This window comes from Cupriavidus sp. DL-D2 (genome assembly GCF_039710735.1).
In the GTDB taxonomy this organism is placed as follows: Bacteria; Pseudomonadota; Gammaproteobacteria; order Burkholderiales; family Burkholderiaceae; genus Cupriavidus.
The window spans coordinates 112085-131649 of sequence record NZ_JBDKXK010000011.1; the positions used below are offsets into that span (position 1 = coordinate 112085).

The following is a 19565-nucleotide window of genomic DNA, read 5'->3' on the forward strand; positions in this document are numbered from 1 at the left end:
GGGGGCGTTTTCTGTCAAAGAGCCTGGTCCGTGTCGTTGCCGCAGGCGTCGCAGGCATAGTCGGCCACGGCATCCGGCGCGCACGGCAGCTTTTTGCCGCAGCCAGCGCAAGCCTGCCAAACAATCCAGGCGCCTAAGTACGGCTCGCACTCGCAGCCATCCAAGGGCCGCACGCTGGCCAGCGCATCGATATCCCGATCCGGTCAGCCGCATTCCTTCCGCATGAAACGGCGCGCAGCTTGCGCGTCGATGAAAAACCTTTGCATCACTGGGACTCCACGAGCTCACCGGTGTAGGTTTCACCGCCTAATTGAGAACGCACAACGCTATTTGCGAATGTCCACAGCTAGGTGGGTAGCTTTCGGCTACATGTAATCCAAAGCTACCCATCGGCCCAGAAACTATCCATAGGCTTTCTAAGATAAGTCTCAAACCGTGCGCCGGGCGCGTCGCGCCTGCTGCGAGTCGAAATGCGCCGCGACGACGGCCACCCACTGGCCGTGACAAGCTTCCGAACAACATGGAGTCCAGCCGTTTTCGCCTGTGGCGACAGGCTTGCCACAACCGTTAGCGCACCAGCGGGCGCGGTCCAGGTAGGCAGCCGTGGCCGCCCGCTCGGACTGGAGGCGTTTAACCTTGGCACGCTTGCGTGCAGTCTTATGGACGGCACGTGTCCGAGGGTCGGCGATGGTTCGTTCGAGGATGTAGTTGCGGCCCATCGTCTGACCCTCCAGAAAAGTAGTTTCCTATTCTTCAGGCTGACGCCCTACTACGGCTAAGGGTTGCCATTCACCTGCCGTGTACTCAACGCGGGGAAAATCGCCATTGGCAATCAGGCGGCGAAGCTCTGCGAGCAAACTGCTTGGCGCCTCGCCATTGGAGGCACGTGTCGCGGCCGTCTTACCGATGCTGTAGCGACCTCCACAAGCGGGGCAGTCATAAAGATAGCCGTCGGTACTCTGACGCTCCGGCTGGCGCCAGGCCGGCATATGGCATACCGCGCACGGCGCGGCTTCATTCGATCGTTGCACAATGGGCCTCCATCAGGACGCGTCGCTATGTTACCGCTATAGGCCGCTTGTCAGCGCACCCAATATCTCAGCCTTTGTCAGGAGGAGGCTGCTTGTCGCGCGCCCCCTTTTGCTGGCCAGCGGGCATTTTTCGCTCCGCCGACACTGGCCCTGCCCCGCGCCGCAAATCCACCGGCCTGCGCAGTTCGCGTTCACTACGCGCTCGCACAAGGCGACCGTCGACCAGCTGCGCCGTGAGCTCCTTTATCTGACCGTTCGCTTGTTCTTCGCGCGTGGACACGGTGCGGAGCTCCGTCTCGATGTGCTGGCGTGCCTTCTCCTCGCCCTCAAGCCGGGCGGTCGCAACTGCAGCAGCCTGCTCGGCAGCAACGCGATCGGCGCGTTCTTTCGCAGCCTCGGCGCGAGCGGTTGTCAATTCTTCCTCCAGGCGCGGCAGTGCTTCCAGCCGCAACAGTGCCTTGGCCAGATCCGTTCGAACGCCGGCGGCGGCCATGCGCTCCTGCTCGGCGTCACTACGGGCAAGCTGCAAATCAGAATTCTGCTGCTGTGCACGGCCCGCCAACGAGTCACGCTCGGACTGGCAGGCAGTAAGTTCGGCCTGCAAAGCGTCGATTTGGCTGATGAGCCGTTCGTTCTCCATGCTGAGGTCCGTATTGACCTGTTGCTGCTCCGCCAAGTCAGCGGAGAGCTCCACCTTGCCTTCAGCAACGAGCTGGGCGAGATAGTCGGCGAGGACGCGTTGGAGCGGCGCGGGCAACGTTATGGGAGCTTCAGGAATTTGTACCTGGCCTGCTCTCCACACATCCAGCATGCGTCCCACGGTGGCGTGAGAGCCAACGTCCCCCAGTTCTTTTCGCACTGCGCGAACCGATGGCTTCTTGCTGCCGGCGGCACGCAGCGCGTTCGCCGCAGCATTTACCTGTTCTTGGGTAATCGACGCTTCGCGTACCATAACAACTCCATCTATTTCGTTATGTTATGTTACGAATGTTATGTTATGGCACGAATTGGCGCAAGGCGTGAACCTTGACATGGCCATTTGGTGCGTACGCTAAAAGGGCAATTTCGCCACATCGCCCCAGTGCCCGCAATGCAACTCGCCCTATTCCAGCGAAATACCGAGATCCAGTTTGATCCATCGGCGCCTGCCCTCCTCCTCCTGGCCTGCTCTGGGAAAAAGGCGACTGTTCGCGCGCCTGCTTTGCAGCTCTACCGGGGCGTGATGTACCAGACCTACCGTGCGCATACTCGACGCGGCGCCGCCCTGGCGATGGTGATCCTCTCTGCCAAGCACGGTTTCGTGGCGCCCGACGACACGCTTGACCCGTACGACTTGCGAATGACAACTGCCCGCGCAGACGAGCTCTTGGCAAGGTTGGACCAGTCCATCACGCAGGTGGCCTGGCCACGTCGGGCCAGCAGAGTCCTCCTCGCTGGGGGTCAAACCTACCGGCGCGTGATGCGCGCTGCGATCGGGCTGGTCGGTGCGCCGCACCTGCCGATCGAGGAGGTCTGCGGAGGCATCGGCTACCAGCGCTCCCAGCTTGCGAACTTTCTCGCCGAGCAAGGCCGCCCTGCCCTTGCCGACCAGATCGGTTCCCATCCGAATGGCCAGCCGCTGTACAGGAGATACGGGGTCTATGCGGTCGGAGACAGCGTGCTTTTCAACGACCCTGGCCCGGGGCGGCTGGCGCTGAAACGCGCAGTACTGCGTGAGTTGTTCGATGGCCCGGCGGGCCCCACTGCATGTGCCGACGTCGACGACACGGTTGCCGGCCGTCCGCGCGTCGTTTCCAGGTGGATCTCGCTCGCCGGAATTCGATGCCGCGCCGAGGCCCTGGCAGACCGCCCCCCACTTTTGGAAGCGATGGCCGCATCAAAGATGCGGTGAAGATTGTCGGGAAACGCAACTTTCAGTATATAAATTCGGCCTATGGATACCCTTTGGCACCTTGACCCTGCGCGCGCTTACGCCGACTGGCAGACGCGCGAAGCCGCTGGCGCTGACCGGCGACCGTTCTCCCAGCAATCCATCGTTCAGCACCGGGCGATGTTCGACAGGTTCCACCGATACCTGGTCGGCCGCGGTGCCACGCTGGCCGGCTTCGGCGCCGATGTTCTCGACGGATTCTGGCTCGATGGCGATGCCGCAAACTACTCGCCGGCGACGCGCATGCGCTATCTCAAGCTCATCGATCGCCTTTGCAGGCATTTGGTGGCCATCGGTGTTCGAGATGCCAACCCTGCCAGTGACCTCGTCCTCGGTCAGTACTGGCCCGGCGAAGACCCCGATGTTCTGTTCCTTCCCCAACACGTCGACCGGGATATGCAGGACTTCGTACGGCCACAGCCGCACGACGATCCGGCCACGCTGCAGAAGCGGGCGATCGTCGCGCTGTATCTCGGCACCGGCGTGACGGCCAGCGAGGGCCGTGCTGCCTGTATTCAGGATCTGAATCCGCACGCATCACCTCCGTATCTCCACGTGCCGGCGCGGCCGCCGAAAGTATCCCGCACCATCCATCTGGATCCATTTGCGGTGGCAGCTCTGAGCGCCTGGCTCTATGCTCGCCGAAGCTGGCCAGCCGATGGCGACCTCCTCTTCTCCCTCAAACGCACGGGCACACCGATCACCGACATGAGCCTTGGCAAGATCGTGCGTGAGGCGTTCGCCACCATTGGCCACGAGGCTGACGACATGGGCCCGCGCATTCTGCGAAACACCTACTGCCGGCGGTTGTTGATTCGTGGCGTTGCGCCCGACACAGTCACGGAGCGGCTTGGTCTGGCCAGCAACCGAACGGTTGAACGAATCGCCGCAACAATCGACGTACCCGTTAGCCAGGATTGCCCCCCTCTTTAGCCGGGAGGCCGTCTCAGGCTTGCTACGCCATACTCGCAGCTCGAATTTCCGGATCAAACGAATTGAACAACACCGGGAGACGCAGCATGGTCACAACCCTCGCATGGGCTCTCTACGCCCTCACCCTCTTGGCCGCGCTTTTTGCGGGCCTGCGCTGGATTATCACCAACGACCCGAGCTACGCATGGGCCGAGTAATTAGCCGCTTGGCTGCCCTTGCCTTGATCGGCGCCTCGGTGGGCACAGCCCATGCATTTACGAAATGCCAGCGCGCCAGCCGAGTGTTGTACACGCAGGACCTGTACTGTCCGACCGGTTTTACACCGGTCGCAAGTCCCGCCGTTGGCACGGTCTCGACTATCGGCAAAAGTGAAGGCGTCCGCCGGCAGGAGCAGGAGTTTCTCGATGCCCGCGCCAGCACGGCTCGATCAGCGCCACCGAACGCCATCGCAATGACCACGTCGGTGCAGAACCAGCCCCAGGCAGCAGCATGCGATGCGCTAGCCGATCAGGCCAGGGCCGTTGAGGCTGCGATGCGGCGCCCCAACTCCGTGTCCTGGCTAGACAACTTGCGTCAGCAGCACCGCGGAATCCGCGACCAACAGTACCGGATGGGATGCTAGGATTCTCTCAGTCTGAGAATCGATAGTCCGTCGCACAGTGAAACAAGCCAGTCCCAAAACGTCGCAACGCGCGGCGGCGGCACTCGCCCGGCTCCACGCCACCGCCATTCAACAGGGCTTCACCTGTCACGCGACGGATTGGCCTGGCGTCAGCGCCAAGATTCCTCTGGAATGTGCCAATGGGCATCGTTTTGAGCGAGCTGCCTACGGTGTCCTATACAAGGAATCAGGTTGCCCAGAATGCAGCCGCGCCAGCGTCGCAGAAAAGTTCGACGGGCTCGTGGCAGCTTACGGCGGCCAGTGCCTGAACGAAGGCGGATTTCTTGGTGGCGCAGCGATCCACCGGATACGCTGTGAGAACGGACATGAATGGTCGCCGGAGGGCCGAAGCATATTGGCGGGCTATTGGTGCCCCCGTTGCGCTGGCAAGCCCGCGGTCTCAATCCCCCAAAGGAAGCCGTCAAAGTACGGGTTGGCAGACCTGCACGCAAAGGCCGCCGAGCACGGTGGCAAGTGCCTCGCGGCCGAGTGGAAGACCGGGCGCGATCATTACCCGTTCGAATGCGCGGCTGGCCACAGGTGGGAGGGGATGGGCTATAAGGTTCTCAAGCAGGGGAACTGGTGCCGAGCCTGTACCGATACCAGACTTGGCGCGCAGCGTACTGATACTGACGGCCTGACACGTATACGAGGCGCCGCGCGCGACCACGGCGGCCAATGTTTGAGCGCCACTTATCATGGAACGGCCGCAACCTACCGCTTCCGATGCAAGGCCGGCCACGAATGGAAGGCACTCGGCAATAACGTCCTCCAGGGAGGTGGGTGCCGCCTTTGCCGCAACGAGGGACAGAGGCTGGGCATCGAAGCGATGCGTGCCTTGGCGCGGGAGCGCGGCGGGAATTGTCTCTCCAGCACCTACCACACCGGCAAAGCGAAGCTCAAGTGGGAATGCCATCGCGGCCACGTATGGGACGCGACGCCGTCAGGGGTAAAGGCCGGCCACTGGTGCCCGTCCTGCGCGATTCTCAACACCATCGCGCCAAAGAATTATCACAAACGCCAGCGCTACGAGGTCGCAGCAAAGGCCGCAGACTAGCAATTCCTATTGCACGAAGCGCGGGCTTCTCGCTAAGCTATTTCGGTCCGGCCAAATGCCGGCATGGGTTGGCGATCCGCAAGGTTGCCCTATTGACTCGCCTCCGTTATTTTCCAGCCGCCCCAACCCACTGCTACGAGCGACAGTCGCAAAATCGGGTGGTACTGTTCAGTCACTGTCACAGCAATCTCGCGATCTGGCGCCTTGTCTACAGAGGTTGCCGCCACGCCAAATACGTATCGACCAGGCGCAAGATTGACGACCAGCTTCTCTCCGCTGCCAATTCGTGCGACTTGCTTTCCGTCCACAAAGACACTCATCAGATAATAGTGACCGGGAAACGTGTCCCGCTTGAAAACAACTGGGACGGTTCCCGGCGTGGCTTCGCTCAGAGCTGTAGCGTAGATACGGTCGGCTGGAACAGGTGCTGCAGTGTCGGTTATGACGTTCGTCGAGGCGCAGCCGGCAACGGCTAAGACAACCACCAGCCCGGACAGTAACTGGAAACTAAGATTCTTAGCTTTTGTAATCATTGTTAATCGCTCGTCCTTTGTGCATGACGCAGAAGTCTACCGCTGATTTACCCGGACTGTATGCCAGCCTCCGCTGAGCACAGCCATGAAACAGGTTCGAAACCGCATTGGGTCGGAATTGCGCGATCGGCGGCGGGCCAATTGCCCGACTGAAAAGGGACGTCCAGCCACCAGGGGCCGGAACCGGAGCTCACGGATGTCGGACACTTGTCGGCTGTTAGCTGCCTCCCCGTAACAGATACATGGGCGGGGGCGATATCCGGCCTAGCCTCACAAGGAAAAAGCCCCGAACGTCGCAAGGACGCCGGGGCTTTTTGAAGGGACTTAGCAAAGGGCAAGTTGCGCCTGTTCACTACCATAGCGTCCCCAATGGGCACTCGCCGTAGGTGGGAGCTCCTCAAGCGAGACAGACCTGGCCACGACGTTCTTGACGTCGTAGCTCAGTGTCAGACCCAGGCGGTCCTTAAACGCAGTTCGTCGAGCGATATCGTCGTGCTCGACCTTCTGCGCGTGAGAAAGCGTCAAACAGCCGTAGTTCGCGTACCAGCGATACCCCGCCGTCACTGAGCCTGGCCCGCCGTCTGCGTCGTGCATATCAAGCAGCCGATCAGTCTCGAACTCCGCAATGAGGTGCGCAGCTTCGGCGTCGACGTCAAACTGCTGGGCCGTCTGAAAGTCCAGCACTGCCCGCCCGTCCGCCGCAATTGTCAGATTCGACTGGCAAGCACTCCCCTCCGTCAAGGCCTCACGCATAGGATCGCGCAATCCGGTCCAATCGGCATCGGGAGCCGTGTCGTCCCATTCGCTGCCGACGTGCAAGTATCGTGCGATCGGCATCGCAGACTGCGGAGCGTCGGGCACTTCCGGCACGTCGTACCGGACTCCGCGAACCTGAATGTCCCGAAGGTCGGCCCAGGCTGCGAAAGGCCTCGCAACTCCGTTCAGCGACTGCATTGCGTCGACTGCGATCATCATGTCGAGGGGCAGCAACTGAAACTTTGGTCGCTCGCCAACGCCTGCAGCCCGTCGCTGCTCGTCGAAATCCAACTGCAGCATGTAGCGAGTCAGCGCCCGCAACATCGAGGGATGGTACGTATCGGGCATCACCCGGATGTAGCCACCTCGAATGGTGCGACCGATCCAGTGGCGCCGCGACCAATCGTACCGAGTCGCCCGGATGAAGCGATTCAGCTTTTGCAGGCCTGCGGCATACGCGTACCGGTCGTCGTACGCCACCATGTTTGCGAGGCTCTTGTCCTCGGCCATCTGGCAGACGTGACAGCCCAGGCGCGCACCACATTTGCCTTGCCGCCGGGTACCGCTACCGTCCAGTATCGCATCAGCCACGACAGCACACGAAGTCCCGACGGAATGGGCATAGATCCGCCGCATTTCTTCGAAATCCGAGTACCCAGGTCGCGCATCGCCTGCATACAGCCCCACGGCTTCCCAAATGTCGTCATCACTCCAATGGGCCACCGGACTGATGACCAGGTCACCATCCTTGTTGCGTGAAGCCGTGATGTCAGTGTCTCCCCGCAACCGCATTCCGGCCGCACGTCGCGTGCTTTCATCGTATCGGCTGCCGAGGCAGGTCACCGGTTCCGCGAGCCCCTGCTGTTCAAGCTCACGAAATAGCCTCCGCCGAAAGCTCCGCTGCGGCCCGATTTTGAGGTCGGTCGAACAGTCGCCCTGCGCGCCAGGAAAGCTTGGCAACGCACGACCAGAGAGCACCTTCACCTGAAATGTCGACGCCAGCGACGGCGTGACGATATGCGCCGATACAGTGATGCCATGCGCCTTCCCGAATGCGCGCATACGGCGCAGCTCCGCGCGATAGTGTTGCGCGACTTCCGGGGACTCCACGAGGGTGTCTCCCGTGGTCACGACAACCATCGGCTTGCCGCCGGCGCTGTGATGCAATAGCGCAGCATGCAATACAAGGGCTGCGACGACGCTACTGTCCTTGCCACCGCTGTACGCAACGACGACAGGATGACGGGCGGCGAACAAGGCGACGATGGCTGCGATCGCCTTGTCGGCCTTACGGTCCACCGGGTCGCATGCGCCCTGCGGAAATAGAGAAATGGTTTCCATATGGTCCTCGATAAGGACCAGCACCCAACGGGCACTGGTCCCGTTGGGTTGAAATAGCGTGTCGACCGACGGCGTCTCGTCGTCACAGAACATCGCGGAAGCGAAAAGGAAAATGCCTATGCGCCCCGGATGGGATGCATAGGCATGTAGGTATTGCAACGAACTTGGATTCCGCCAAGTCCGTCAGGCGGCTTTGCGGCCGGGAGGCAGCAGACCGAACTTGGCCAGCGCCTTCAGGTTGGTCTCGATGTACGTCACCATGCCGTCGATCTTTACCGCAAGGTAGTGATCGAAGCAGGCGGCGTCTTGGGAGACCTCAACGTTCTTGGCAGACTGGAACACTTTTAGCAGCGCCTCGCGATCCATGTTGTCACCCTGCCATCCAAAGATGCGGATAAACGTGTGGATCTTCCGGCGCCGCGGCAGCAACTTTTCAGCCTCTTCGGCCGTGACGAATACCTTAGACATGTTTTCGGTGTAACTGGGCTATGCCTGAATGATTAACGGATCGAGGGCGCTCAAGAGCAGCCCTTCGGAAGGGGGATAAAAGCCAACCGGCATTTCAGTCTTGGCATCGATGCCGTACTGGCAAACTGGTCCAGTGCCGCAGTAGCCGCCGCCGCAGATCTGTTGGCAGTAGCTCTCGATGCCCTCGGCCCGGAGTTGGGCGAAGACATCTTCAAGACATTCCTTAGACATTGGAGACAAAAGAAATGCCCGCTCCCTTTCGGGAAGCGGGCATGTGGTTAACGAATGGCGCCGGACCTACTGCAGCGCCAGCGCAACGACATCGATGACGCCATCGGCGTCGTCCACCAGGTCTGGCGTCTGCGAGATAAAGTACTCCCGCTCATAACCGCCGACCCGCAGCACCTCGCGCTTCATCTTCATGAAGGCGCGCTTGCGCTCCGGATCCAATGGGCCATCCGCTTCATCGGTGAACAACGTCTGGAAAGGCTGCTGCGCATCCTGCGCCCGATACAGGGCGATTCCGCGCGTCAGGCACTCGTTGATCCAGACCTTTTGCCCACCCGACATCACGCCAAACTCCTTCGTGGTGTCGTTGTCAGCGTCGATCACGTTGATAGAGAAGCCCTCGCGCAGTTCGCCGCTGGCCAGCGCTGTCTGTGTCTGGATCGCGATGGTGAATCGCGGTCCGTAGCAGGCCAGGAGCAAGTCATTGACGATCTGAGTGATCGCCGGGCCCGCGTCATCGATAGACAGCGCGATCACGCCATCGTTGCCCAGGCCCTTCGCGAGCAGCTTCCACTGCGCAATCTGGTCGGACAGCGCCTGCGCCTTGGCTTCGAGGTTCGGCATGCCGACAAGCTCAACATCCAGACGCTCGCGCTCGGACACGAGCATGCTCTCCTGCCGAATCAACGCTTCAATCCGGCCGGCAATCGCAGCGACAGCCTCCCGGCTGGCGGCAATCTGGCGGTCCATGTGGGCCAGTATGCCGGTCACGTCCTCCGTGGCCAGCGTCGCCAGTTCCCGACGCACCGCTTCGACTTGGGATTGCACGTCCGCGATATCGCGCTTGTGGCGCTCAATGCGTGACGCATCCTCCTCGCTCAATGCCGTCAGATCGCGTTCGGCCTGCGCCAGTCCTTCACGCGCGGCGTCCAGCAACGGCTTCTTGGCAGCCATTGCCGTGAGTCGCTGCAGCAGTTGCTGATCACGAACCAGGTGAGCCTCCAATGCCGACAGTGCAGCGCGTGCCGTGGCACGCTCAGATAGCGAACCTTGCATCGATTGCACCTGCTCCAGCTTCTTTCGATAGCTTTCGCGCAGTGCTTTCACCGACACCACCTGCTCTCCGAGCTTCACCTTGGCATTACGAGCGTGTGCCAGTAACGGACACGTGGCGTGCATGGGATCATCACGGCATGGGACCGCTTCGATGACCTCGGCTTGCAGCTTCAACGAATCGGCCAACTTCGCACCTGCAACGCCTTGCTGCTCCAGGCCCTTGAGCTCTGTACTCAGCGCCGCGTGCTCGACCTGAACGGCGTCGAGCTTCTCCACGATCGCGCGCTGGCTGGCAATTTCGTCCTGCCTCCGGCCAATAGCCAGTTGCAGAACGTCTCGTTCGCCGGATGCCGCCTCAATGTCTGCGGCCTCCGCCAATACCGCACGATGGCCTGCCACTTGCCGATCCAAATCGCGCCGGCGTGTCGTAACACGTCCGGCGGCGACCTGTTCATCGTTGGTCAGCGATGTTGCACGCTGGTCCAACTCGCCCTTGCGCTGGTTCAGTTCCCGCAACCGCGCTTCGGTACCGGCATTGGCGGCCTGCTTCGCCGCCAGCGTCGCGCGCTCCTGCAGCAGCTTCGCACCCTTCGCTGTTTCGCTGTCACGTGCATTTCGCTCGGCGTCCAGGCCTTCACCCATCTGCCGGATCTCGCGCGCCACGACCACTGCCCGATCGCGCTTGCCCGTGAGGGTCAGCACGTCGCGCTGCAGGGTGTCGAGCGAGCGGGTAAGCAGCTTGGCGACCTCGCCTGCCTTCGCCGACAAGTCGCGCAAGTGATCGATCCCGAGCAGCTCGGCGAGCAGCTTCTTGATCTCGCTAGGTTGATAGCTGGCGAGCGGCCGCCTGTTTTGAGCAGAAAAAACGCTGGTGAAGAACGCCTCGAGAGACCCCAAGACGGTTTCGAGACACCGGTTGTAGGTGTCCGCCTTGCCGTCCGACAGCGTGCCGTCGGCCAGTTGCACCGGCTTCCAATCGCCATCGGCGTGCTTCTCAAACAGGTAATACTCGGCCTTCCGGCTCTTGCCAGGGTTACGAAAAGCGAACGCGGAGCGGTACGTCTTGCCGCCATGCTCCCATTCCAGGTCCTTCTCTGCGCGCGGGGCGCAGAGATGGTCCCAGTACGAGAACGCGTCGGCCGACATCTTGCTCGCGTGGCTCGGCATGATAGGAAACGGATGCAGGTTATCCATGATCGTCGTCTTCCCTGCCCCGTTGGGGCCGACAAGGGCGATCAGGCCGCCGGGCAGCGTCGACAGGTCGACGGTGACGCTATCACGATGCATACCATCGCGGATCCCGTGGAATCCGGCAAGCGTCAGCTTCAGTGGGCGCATTCGGACACCTCCGAGCCGTTGAAAGAATGGAGATAGTCGGACGGTACTTCCATCGCGCTCTCGTCCCATTGCGGCACATCGGGCAGCGAAGGTGCATCTTGCTCAGGCTTACCGGCGACCGCACGTTCGACGGAGCGACGCGCTGTTGAAAATTGCTTGCCTGCGAGCTTCATCACGGCGTCCCAGTCCTGATGGCCGGTGAGGGCTCGCAGTTCCAGCTCGCTCCACTGTGATGCCAGGCCGTTGGAGAACGACCAGATCAATTCCTGCAGTTCCTTGGACGGCGCCACGGCAAAGAAGGTGTTGCCACCCGCCTCACCCAAGGCCATCACCAGCATGTGGTCGCGCTTGGCGATCACAGCGCCGCGGCCTGGGCCGAACGGCTCATACATCATGCACTGCGTAAAGCCGTGCTGCTCGCAAAGGCGCTTGGCCATGTCCGAGCGGTTGATAAAGGTCTCTTCAATGAAGAGCCATTGGGGACCAGCCGGGTAGAGAATCATGTTGAGCACTCCAGAGTCGGACGGAGTGCGCCCGGACGGGAAGCACCCGTCTGGGTAGATAGAAAAGAAATGGATACTGCGGGGTCGATGCGTCAGGGACGCGGGTAAAACCAGTTTTCGACAACCTCAAAGGCTGTCGGAACATGGCTTTCGCAATGTTCTAGGGATTGGCGTATCGCTACGCAAAAAGATCGTCGGTCAACCAGTTCATTGGCGCCGCCGCGGTGGCAATGGGTGCTACCGGCTCCGCTAGCGATTCCAACAAGGCAGACGTCGCCTCGGGTGCGACGGCGGTTTCATCCAGGTCCAACTCGCTCAGTTTCGCAATGAAGGGCAGCGCGGCAGCTTCCACAACGCGGACCTCCTGCGTTACAGGGATGGACGTCTCCGCAAGACCAGCAAGCACTTGATCGGCAATCGCCTGTGCGTCGAGGTTTTCCAGCATCGAAAGATTGTCCAGCAACGGATTCGCGTCGACGCCCGTCAGTTCGCACCATCGTCCAACCTTCTCGGACAATGTTGCGGCCCGACTGATACCTTCGGCGCGACTGCGGACAGCCGGCAGCACACGTGCTTCCAGCTTGACTTCCGCACTGGCAGCGAAGACCGCTTCGATGGCCTCACGATCCACCAGTTGACGATGCTCCTCGTTGACTGTCCACCGCACGCGCACGTACTTGTGGGCAGCATCGGCAGCAATCTCGGCAAGCTTTGCCATGTCAGGCGGCCCGTCGAAGTCGATGCAGACGGCCTCGCTCGCCGGCGTCTTCACCTGGGTGGCTACCGCCTCTCCCGGTGAAACCTGCCACTGCAGATACCCCTTCGCTCCGATCTCGCCGTAGTGGAACCGTCCGATTGAGCCCGGGTAGGCAACCACCCTGCCCTCACGTTCCCACTGCTGGGCCCGGTGAATGTGGCCAAGCATGAACGCGTCGCAGCTGGCCTCGAACAGTGCCCCGATAGTGAACTCGTGGTCGAGTCCGGCCATCGGCACGCCGTGCTCCGTCTGGCAACCGTTGACGGTACCGTGTGAAACACCAATCGTGCGAACGCCCTGCGACCGCCATTGACGATTCACAGCACCCGCAGCCGCCAGATAGTCAGCCAGGTGATTACCCACCGCCGTCGCAGCGTTTGCCACGCCAGCCGCGGCCGCCAACACAGCCTTGTTGACCGTTGGCACGCAGGTGAACACAACGTCCGGCAGACCGTGCTGTGTCAGCAGCCGGTCCATTTCAACCTGGCTGAAAATCGCTCCATCGCTTGGAAAGAAAGCCCCGCCAACGAGCGCGACCTGGTGAATCCGATCCGCAACGTACACGGGATAACTTGCGCCGATCAGTCGAAACAGATCCAGCGTGCCGGGCGGTTCGTGGCTAAAGGTCCCTTGCAGCATGATGACCGGCAAGTGGGCCGACAACTGATGGATGCGCCGCGCCAGCGCCGAGAGTGCCGGCGTGTGGGCATCGAGCCGGTGGTCGGTCGAATCGCCCGACACCACAGCCACCTGGCAGCGACTTGCGATCGCGTCCTCTACAGCGAAGCCAAAACAACGATCCGCCTCGGCCAGATGACCAGGGGAGTAGTGCAAATCAGAGAAATGCGCAGCCAACAGGCTTTCGCCATCGTTGAGCATTGTGGAACCTCCAAGGGAATGTGCCGGCATGCGGCAAGAAAGAAGAAAGGGAAGCCCGTGGGCTTCCCTCAACTGCCGGCACAAGGCTGGCGATAGTTACGTAGCGACGTCGGCGGCGATGGCCGCCACCTGCTCACGGAATGCCATCGGATTGGCCAGCGCAGTGCGAAGTTCAGCCAAGAACCGCCGCACATCCTGATCCCGCTTGGACCAGCCACGTCCGAAGGTCGCCGCTGCAAAGGCTTTCAGCTGGCGGGTGCCATCCTCGCTGTTGAGCCCAAGGCGCTTCACGAGATCGAGGTATTCGCTCTCCAGGTTCTCGGTACCCGCCGTATCGGACGCGGGTGCCGAGCTAGCGGCCTGATCTACGCCAATCTCCGTTGCGCCGGCCTGCGGCGTAATGGTGGCGTCATCGGCCTGGCCGTCATCTGGCAGAGGATCTTCCCGGTCGCCTTCGAGCATCGAGGCGGCCTGTTCTGCCATCTCCAATGCCGGCGGGCGCCTGTCCGAACCATCAAGCAACGCAGCGATGTCGATCTCCGCGTCGAGCGTGATGAGCCATTGCATCTGGCGCACTGGCTGACCGGAGTCATCGATGCGGCTGATCTCGATCTCCTGTTTCGACATCCAGAACTTGATGCCGACCAGCTTGCCGCGAGCCATGAAAACGGTCTGCATGGCGGCGTGAGCCTTTTGCAGAACGTAAATCGAGGTCGTGGGCATTTCGATCAGACCGAGGCCAATAGCGGAGGGCACGGCAAAAAAGAAACTGGCCGAGAGGTTACAGTTACCGGCTTGGTACTGTGGGCACTCCTGCGGATCGCAAATGCCATCCTGGATGTGTTCGTCCTGACGCAGGATGACGGTGCGGCCGTTCCACGTGCGCTTTGCACGGTCGGCCCGCGCATCGCGGACGGGCGCAGCGTACATCTTGCAGTAGCGCCTGCCGTCAGGGCCGTACTCCGAGAAGTACTGCCTGCCGCTCTTCGTCCATGCAACGAGTTGGTTGGGCATGTTGCTCAGCCAATCGTCGAACGCAAAGACCAACGGAAAGCGCCAGAGTCGCCGTCCGTGACCATCATTTCGGTCCTCGCCGTAGCGCTGCACGATGTCTTGCGCCAGCGCCGGGTTGGCGAAGTCAGAACCCCGGCAGGTGAACCACGGGACGTTTTTTGGAACCATCGGCGTCTTGATGCCAGTCGCCCTGGTGATGTCGGCCGAAATGCGCTCGAAGCTCTCGCCTCTGGCCAGTCCGGCATCGTGAATCCTCACGGCTTCGGGCTTGTCGCGCGCAGCTCTGGTCAGGACCTTGATGCCGGGCCGGATCTTGCCAATGACAGGCGGCCGCATGGGCCGCTCTTCTAGCAGGCTTCGGCGTCCGCCGGGCTCGCTGTAGGTGATGGGTGCATGCATTCGCTCTTTCTCCTATCAAGGAAACGAACGACATTCGCCCGGATGGACGCAGCATGCTCCCGAAGGCGCAAGGCTGTGTCTGCCCCGCGCTGGGTCGTTACTAGATTGAGGAAGTTCGCTCTCGCGGCTTCCGGTAGACCGGCGACGTGAGCCGCCTCACAAAGTGCCCGCCACGCCTGCGGCATGTCCTTATATTCGGGACGGCGCAGGTTCAGCGTTGCCGCGATGGCGGCGGAAATCTCGGCGTTCTGGTGGTGCATCGGGTGCTCCTGGAATCGAGGTCTCTCATCCAGAAACAAAAAAAGCCCGCCCCGGTTTGCGCCGGCAGCGAGCTTTGTTAGACAGGAACCTGCAACGCCACGCCCCTTCCGGGGGCGTGGCATCGAGGGAGCGGCGCACGAATGCGCGCTGCTCTATGTTGAGGACGTAAAGTCGCCCTCGTGCAGCATGGTCACGCTGCACAACAACCCTTTTCGCGAACCCACAGGTTCGGCCGCAGGTTCACGGATCGGCTCGACGTCTGCCGTTCTGCCTAGGAGGGGCCTTTGAGAGAGCTCCACATGGTCCCAGGCTCGAACGGTGTCCTGCGTGCGCTCATGAAGAGGCACAGCAAGGAACGCGTATTACGAGCTGATGAGGGGGAAGTGTTCGGCGAAAACACTTAGCACAAGAAGTATCCACACTGGTAGCCAACCAGTCGGCGCGTGCACAGAAGCACGACTTGATTCAACAGATGGACTCACGAGGAGTCGGGGTCGATGCGTCAGAGACGCGAGGTGTGATTGAATTCTGACACAGAGGCCTCCTAAAAAAAGTCAAAAAGCTCGCGAATTTCGTATAGCTTTCTCGGGGCGGTCTCGGCCAATTCTCGCTCACAATTTGTTACTGAGAGAGATCCTATAACACATGGAACATGGCCGAACCCTCCCACCACCTGCCAGATGGTGAACCGCGCCCGGTACCCGTCGTTTCATCCGGTGACGTGCCACCTTCCCCTGCCTCCAGCTCGGGCCCGAAGCCGATCCGGCGAATGCTTAGCGAGACGCGCGTCTCGAAGATCGTTCCTCAAACGGATAGCGGCACAGAAATCGCCTATTGCACAGACTTCGTACGGAACTTCCTTCGCAGCGACTACAACTTTTGTGCAGCCAAGTTTTCTGTTGCTAGTAAGTCAAAAACGCTCGCACTGGACGAGGCATTCCGTGAAGCTCAGCAATGGATGGACAAAAAGCTAAGCTGGATCGAGGACAAGCCTCGCCGGTACATCAGCATGAAGTTCAGTGATCGGCAAATCGTTGTGACCCACCCGCTTGCCGGCCGGCTAATCCGATTGCTGAACCAGCATGATCGCTTAGTACATCGAGCCCTCGGCGCCTACGTCGCCCAAACCATCAACGACAAAGAAAAAGACGACGCCATTCTTGGCGCGGCTCGGCACATTCGAGCCATTCATCGGCTCTGCATCCCCGATAACGACAGATTCTCCCCGGATGGCAAGCTGTCTGACGGAGCATAAGGCGATCAACGAATAGGCATGAATAATGGACATTCAAGAACTGCAGAAGCTTCATAGTCAATACGCTCAGCCGCCCCTTACCATCGACGTTCAGTCTTCCGACGCCATCTCCATGGCCCCTGGGGTTCACGCTCTCCCCGGCCCGGATCAACCGAACACATCCAGCGAAAGTCAGGGGAACCTCGGCGCGTTGCAACGTAAAGCCCTGTTGGTCGGGCTTGTCCTCGTTATGGCGGCCGCTGCTTATGGCATTGGGAGCTGGATGGGATCTTCACAGAAGCGCAAACCGGTGGAAGAGCGCGAGCAGGCAGCTGCGCTACAAAACCGTACTGGCGTAACAGCATCGGACCACGAGTGGCCGGCAGCTTCCGCAGCTGTGCCTGGCAAGCCAGCGGATCCAGCCTCCGCACCGGTCGTCATCGAGCCGCAGAGCCAAGCCACGAACGTCCGAGCAACAACAACTCAGGAGCAGCCCGCCGAGCAGCGGCCTGAGGTAAAGCTACCGCCGAAGAAGCCGCAGGTCACGAATGCGCCCCACCCCGTCCAGCAAACTGCGCCGTCTCATCAGCCTGTGAAAGCGGTATTGCCGACCAAGCAGCAAGGCAATGAGATCACCCTTTTCTGAGAGCATTGGCCAATGACACAACCAGCAAATTTCAGCCTCATCCGACCAGGTCTCAGCATCCACGGAGATATCGTTGCAGATCACGGCATCAGTTGTTTCGGGCTCATTGATGGAGACCTACGCGCATCGCGGGGGTTGGTACACATCGGAGCGGAGGGACTGGTCCGAGGTATGGTGCAAGGCGAGCACGTCGTTATTGACGGCACTGTTGAGGGCGACGTCGCAGCAAGAACATCGCTTCATATCAACGGCAAGGTAAAAGGCCGCATCATGTACGCTGGCACGATACGCCTAGGCGTCTCCGCGTCTCTCGATGGCACAATTAGCCGCGTCTCATCGACGCTTTGCACGGATGCGACCGAAGCGACGATCGCTTCGTCGACAGCGATGGAAAGCGAGACCATCGAGGCCAAAGTCTGAGCGTGCTCATCGTAAAATCCCGAAAAGGCAGCACAAAAGCAACGTCTTTCTAAGGTAGCAAGCAAAAATAGGGGGCCAACACACGAGTGTGTCGGCCCCTTTTTATTCCCGCTACAGTTGCTTCATGCTGACGATCTCTTCGACTGTGAAGAGCCTTTTGACTGTGATCCAGGGTCCTGGATGGTCTGCTGCATCAAGAAAGGCGACAAGCGGTACGCGGCTGTCGATGATGCAATCAAATTTTCGTGCACCCCTCACGTAGTCCTCTATGAGGTAACGCTTTCCGTGGCGCAGTTCAAACTCCAACAAGTCCTGCTCGATGCAGATCCCTGCGATAGCGCCGTTTGCGGGCGTCGCAGCAACTCTGAGCCAAGCATCGAATGAATCGAATTGTTCTTGAAGTCGTACATTTGATAGCCACTCTTCAACGCGAACGGCAAGTCCGTGTCGCGGCAGCCTGTCGACTTTGATATGTAGTGGATGGGATTCCAAGGCATGCTCCCTGGTCCCTCCCCGTCGTACGCAGCCACGTCGAATCCTATTGCCATATGCAAGGTCGTCGCGCAACGCGATTATCTTGGCAAATGGAACAATCCGGCTCATGAGCTTCAATGCGGCGTAAGTAATAGACGATGGAGTTCCCAAAAAGAAAAAAGCCCCGGGGTCAGCCGGGGCTTCATACCTGAAACGACCACTCCAATACCAGACTACGGCATCGGAGCAGATCGCTTGAGGTCGGGTTTAGTAGAAGGGCTCCAGACCCGAAGGTCTTAGGCCGCGTCAGCTGCGAGTTCGAGGGCTGCGTCCCAAGCGCGCTGCTTGAGAATTGCGCCGGGGCCGAACCACGCCGAATCCAGACGGTTGCCAGGGTTGCGTGCACGCTGCTGGTGATCGACATACTCGGTCACGCTGTTCACGAGACCCCAGGCGGTGCCTGCAGCCGATTGCAGCGTTGCACCGCGGCCATTACCTTCGAAGAGACTGAGCACTGCCTTCAGGCCGCGCTCATTCATCTTGGGATTGTCCGAGGGCTTGGCAGTCGAGTAGGTGAAGAGTCGCTGGAAGAACCGCTCCGTCTCGGCCTGGCTGACCTTGCGGTCGGCCAGTTCGTGCATGTTGGCCATGAAGCCATCCCACGACGAAATGGCAATGCCAAGCTCTTCCTTCACGGCGCGCGGATCGAACTGGCTACGGTGCGGCACCTTCACGGCGCCACGGTTGCGGCCCAACGCGATCTGCAGCGTGTTGTTGCACACCACGCGAACCGAGGTGAACTGAGCAGTGGTGGCCAGCGTACCGTCGCAGGCCGTGGCCAGCAGCAGGTAGCCGCGCACCTCGTCACCGCCCTTGAGCGTGGCCGATTGTCCTGTGCGCGCGAGCGCCCAGAGCTTGCGGCCCTCCTTCAGCACACCAGCCGTTTCCAACTGGTATCCGCCTACCTGAACAAGGTCCCTATAAAATTCTAGGATCTCGGCGGGTTGGACAACCTGGTACCGCTGCGATACCGTCGACAGCGGCTTGCCGTTGTCGGATCGGTACAGCACCTTCTGCTCAGGGAACGACTTGATCGGATCGAGGTCATGCGTGCCAACGCGGAACATCACGTCGGTCTCCTCGATGCGCCAGTTCATGCCTGCGGCTTCGGCCCAGACTTCGAGCGGCTGATGCTCGGCCAACCGGTTACCCAGGCCGTGCCAGGGGGTTGCGCCAGCGTAAGCCATCGTTTGAACGAGATGGGACATGGGATTGCTCCTAGAAATGGAATAGCGCGAGCGAGAGCCAGTGCTTTCGATCGCAAATGAAATAAAGGGAATGAAAAAAGAAGAGAAAGACGGCCGGGCCGGAAGCGCGGTCGCCTGGGAGACGCTCGCCATCACCGCCGGCAGCGATGAGTGACAACGCGCCGCGTGGCTACAGCAAGGTGAGGTACATCGGAATCGTGGAGATGCCCACGGAGCCGTCCCATCAGGGAGCGGTCCCTGTGGGCGGTTTCAAGAGATAACCGGCGTGCCGGCGTTTGGGTCGATGCGTCGGAGACGCGGGTAAAACTCGGTTTGGACTGAACGGTTTTCAGTGCAAACAGAGCTCTGTCGGTATCGCTAAGGCTATCGCGAAAGCGG

The 19565-nt window shown here is 60.7% G+C and carries 17 protein-coding genes; 6 read left to right on the forward strand and 11 right to left on the reverse strand.

Going from position 1 to position 19565, the window contains the following annotated elements; genetic code table 11:
• Window positions 1-1098: 1098 nt before the first annotated feature.
• A complete protein-coding gene (locus ABDB81_RS08295) occupies window positions 1099-1983 on the reverse strand; it encodes a DNA-binding protein (RefSeq protein WP_137924308.1) in 885 nt (294 codons plus the stop codon).
• A gap of 138 nt (window positions 1984-2121) precedes the next feature.
• Between ABDB81_RS08295 and ABDB81_RS08300 the strand changes: the two genes are divergently transcribed.
• On the forward strand, window positions 2122-2922 hold the full coding sequence (locus tag ABDB81_RS08300; RefSeq protein WP_202127015.1) for a DUF6884 domain-containing protein: 801 nt from the start codon (window positions 2122-2124) through the stop codon (window positions 2920-2922).
• Window positions 2923-2964: 42 nt separating this feature from the next.
• Window positions 2965-3894, forward strand: a complete 930-nt coding sequence (locus ABDB81_RS08305) for a site-specific integrase (protein WP_171020346.1) — start codon at window positions 2965-2967, stop codon at window positions 3892-3894.
• A gap of 848 nt (window positions 3895-4742) precedes the next feature.
• On the opposite strand, the gene ABDB81_RS08310 is transcribed toward ABDB81_RS08305, so the two are convergent.
• Complete coding sequence (locus ABDB81_RS08310) at window positions 4743-4883, reverse strand: hypothetical protein (protein ID WP_202127026.1); 141 nt, start codon at window positions 4881-4883, stop codon at window positions 4743-4745.
• Between the two features lie 105 nt (window positions 4884-4988).
• Here ABDB81_RS08310 and ABDB81_RS08315 point away from each other — a divergent pair, with 105 nt between their 5' ends.
• Window positions 4989-5612 (forward strand): hypothetical protein, encoded by a 624-nt coding sequence (locus ABDB81_RS08315; RefSeq protein ID WP_237380983.1) that lies wholly within the window; start codon window positions 4989-4991, stop codon window positions 5610-5612.
• Between the two features lie 89 nt (window positions 5613-5701).
• Here the strand turns inward: ABDB81_RS08315 and ABDB81_RS08320 are convergent, their stop codons facing one another.
• The 7 genes from ABDB81_RS08320 to ABDB81_RS08350 form a co-directional block, all read right to left on the reverse strand.
• On the reverse strand, window positions 5702-6145 hold the full coding sequence (locus ABDB81_RS08320) for a hypothetical protein (protein WP_137924305.1): 444 nt from the start codon (window positions 6143-6145) through the stop codon (window positions 5702-5704).
• A gap of 324 nt (window positions 6146-6469) precedes the next feature.
• On the reverse strand, window positions 6470-8401 hold the full coding sequence (locus tag ABDB81_RS08325; RefSeq protein WP_237380984.1) for a phosphoadenosine phosphosulfate reductase family protein: 1932 nt from the start codon (window positions 8399-8401) through the stop codon (window positions 6470-6472).
• Between the two features lie 24 nt (window positions 8402-8425).
• Complete coding sequence (locus tag ABDB81_RS08330; RefSeq protein ID WP_137924304.1) at window positions 8426-8710, reverse strand: hypothetical protein; 285 nt, start codon at window positions 8708-8710, stop codon at window positions 8426-8428.
• Between the two features lie 297 nt (window positions 8711-9007).
• A complete protein-coding gene (locus ABDB81_RS08335) occupies window positions 9008-11332 on the reverse strand; it encodes an AAA family ATPase (protein ID WP_137924303.1) in 2325 nt (774 codons plus the stop codon).
• Window positions 11320-11835 (reverse strand): hypothetical protein, encoded by a 516-nt coding sequence (locus tag ABDB81_RS08340; RefSeq protein ID WP_137924302.1) that lies wholly within the window; start codon window positions 11833-11835, stop codon window positions 11320-11322. Before ABDB81_RS08340 ends, ABDB81_RS08335 begins: the two co-directional genes overlap by 13 nt.
• Window positions 11836-12013: 178 nt before the next feature.
• Entirely contained in the window at window positions 12014-13471 is a 1458-nt protein-coding gene (locus ABDB81_RS08345; RefSeq protein ID WP_137924301.1) for a metallophosphatase family protein, read from the reverse strand.
• Window positions 13472-13567: 96 nt separating this feature from the next.
• Window positions 13568-14821: a hypothetical protein gene (locus ABDB81_RS08350; RefSeq protein WP_137924348.1), complete on the reverse strand. Its 1254-nt coding sequence runs from the start codon at window positions 14819-14821 to the stop codon at window positions 13568-13570.
• 976 nt (window positions 14822-15797) lie between these two features.
• Here ABDB81_RS08350 and ABDB81_RS08355 point away from each other — a divergent pair.
• The 3 genes from ABDB81_RS08355 to ABDB81_RS08365 are packed head-to-tail and all read left to right on the forward strand — an operon-like array spanning window position 15798 to window position 17445.
• Window positions 15798-16400, forward strand: a complete 603-nt coding sequence (locus tag ABDB81_RS08355) for a hypothetical protein (RefSeq protein ID WP_137924299.1) — start codon at window positions 15798-15800, stop codon at window positions 16398-16400.
• A gap of 25 nt (window positions 16401-16425) precedes the next feature.
• The gene (locus ABDB81_RS08360) at window positions 16426-17025 is read left to right on the forward strand and encodes a hypothetical protein (RefSeq protein WP_137924298.1); all 600 of its coding nucleotides are present in this window, start codon (window positions 16426-16428) and stop codon (window positions 17023-17025) included.
• Window positions 17026-17037: 12 nt separating this feature from the next.
• Entirely contained in the window at window positions 17038-17445 is a 408-nt protein-coding gene (locus ABDB81_RS08365; protein ID WP_137924297.1) for a polymer-forming cytoskeletal protein, read from the forward strand.
• A gap of 111 nt (window positions 17446-17556) precedes the next feature.
• On the opposite strand, the gene ABDB81_RS08370 is transcribed toward ABDB81_RS08365, so the two are convergent.
• Together ABDB81_RS08370 and ABDB81_RS08375 are read right to left on the reverse strand one after the other, a co-directional pair.
• On the reverse strand, window positions 17557-17937 hold the full coding sequence (locus tag ABDB81_RS08370) for a hypothetical protein (RefSeq protein WP_137924296.1): 381 nt from the start codon (window positions 17935-17937) through the stop codon (window positions 17557-17559).
• 278 nt (window positions 17938-18215) lie between these two features.
• The gene (locus ABDB81_RS08375; protein WP_160475173.1) at window positions 18216-19187 is read right to left on the reverse strand and encodes a DUF932 domain-containing protein; all 972 of its coding nucleotides are present in this window, start codon (window positions 19185-19187) and stop codon (window positions 18216-18218) included.
• Window positions 19188-19565 lie beyond the last annotated feature (378 nt).

Excerpts from the sequence above, each read along its gene's own strand:
- ABDB81_RS08335 (WP_137924303.1), bottom strand. The coding sequence starts at position 11,332 with ATGCGCCCACTGAAGCTGACGCTTGCCGGATTCCACGGGATCCGCGAT.
- ABDB81_RS08345 (WP_137924301.1), bottom strand. The coding sequence starts at position 13,471 with ATGCTCAACGATGGCGAAAGCCTGTTGGCTGCGCATTTCTCTGATTTG.
- ABDB81_RS08365 (WP_137924297.1), top strand. The coding sequence starts at position 17,038 with ATGACACAACCAGCAAATTTCAGCCTCATCCGACCAGGTCTCAGCATC.
- ABDB81_RS08330 (WP_137924304.1), bottom strand. The coding sequence starts at position 8,710 with ATGTCTAAGGTATTCGTCACGGCCGAAGAGGCTGAAAAGTTGCTGCCG.
- ABDB81_RS08320 (WP_137924305.1), bottom strand. The coding sequence starts at position 6,145 with ATGATTACAAAAGCTAAGAATCTTAGTTTCCAGTTACTGTCCGGGCTG.
- ABDB81_RS08355 (WP_137924299.1), top strand. The coding sequence starts at position 15,798 with ATGGCCGAACCCTCCCACCACCTGCCAGATGGTGAACCGCGCCCGGTA.
- ABDB81_RS08295 (WP_137924308.1), bottom strand. The coding sequence starts at position 1,983 with ATGGTACGCGAAGCGTCGATTACCCAAGAACAGGTAAATGCTGCGGCG.
- ABDB81_RS08340 (WP_137924302.1), bottom strand. The coding sequence starts at position 11,835 with ATGATTCTCTACCCGGCTGGTCCCCAATGGCTCTTCATTGAAGAGACC.
- ABDB81_RS08350 (WP_137924348.1), bottom strand. The coding sequence starts at position 14,821 with ATGCGGCCGCCTGTCATTGGCAAGATCCGGCCCGGCATCAAGGTCCTG.
- ABDB81_RS08375 (WP_160475173.1), bottom strand. The coding sequence starts at position 19,187 with ATGTCCCATCTCGTTCAAACGATGGCTTACGCTGGCGCAACCCCCTGG.
- ABDB81_RS08305 (WP_171020346.1), top strand. The coding sequence starts at position 2,965 with ATGGATACCCTTTGGCACCTTGACCCTGCGCGCGCTTACGCCGACTGG.
- ABDB81_RS08310 (WP_202127026.1), bottom strand. The coding sequence starts at position 4,883 with ATGTCCGTTCTCACAGCGTATCCGGTGGATCGCTGCGCCACCAAGAAA.
- ABDB81_RS08360 (WP_137924298.1), top strand. The coding sequence starts at position 16,426 with ATGGACATTCAAGAACTGCAGAAGCTTCATAGTCAATACGCTCAGCCG.
- ABDB81_RS08300 (WP_202127015.1), top strand. The coding sequence starts at position 2,122 with ATGCAACTCGCCCTATTCCAGCGAAATACCGAGATCCAGTTTGATCCA.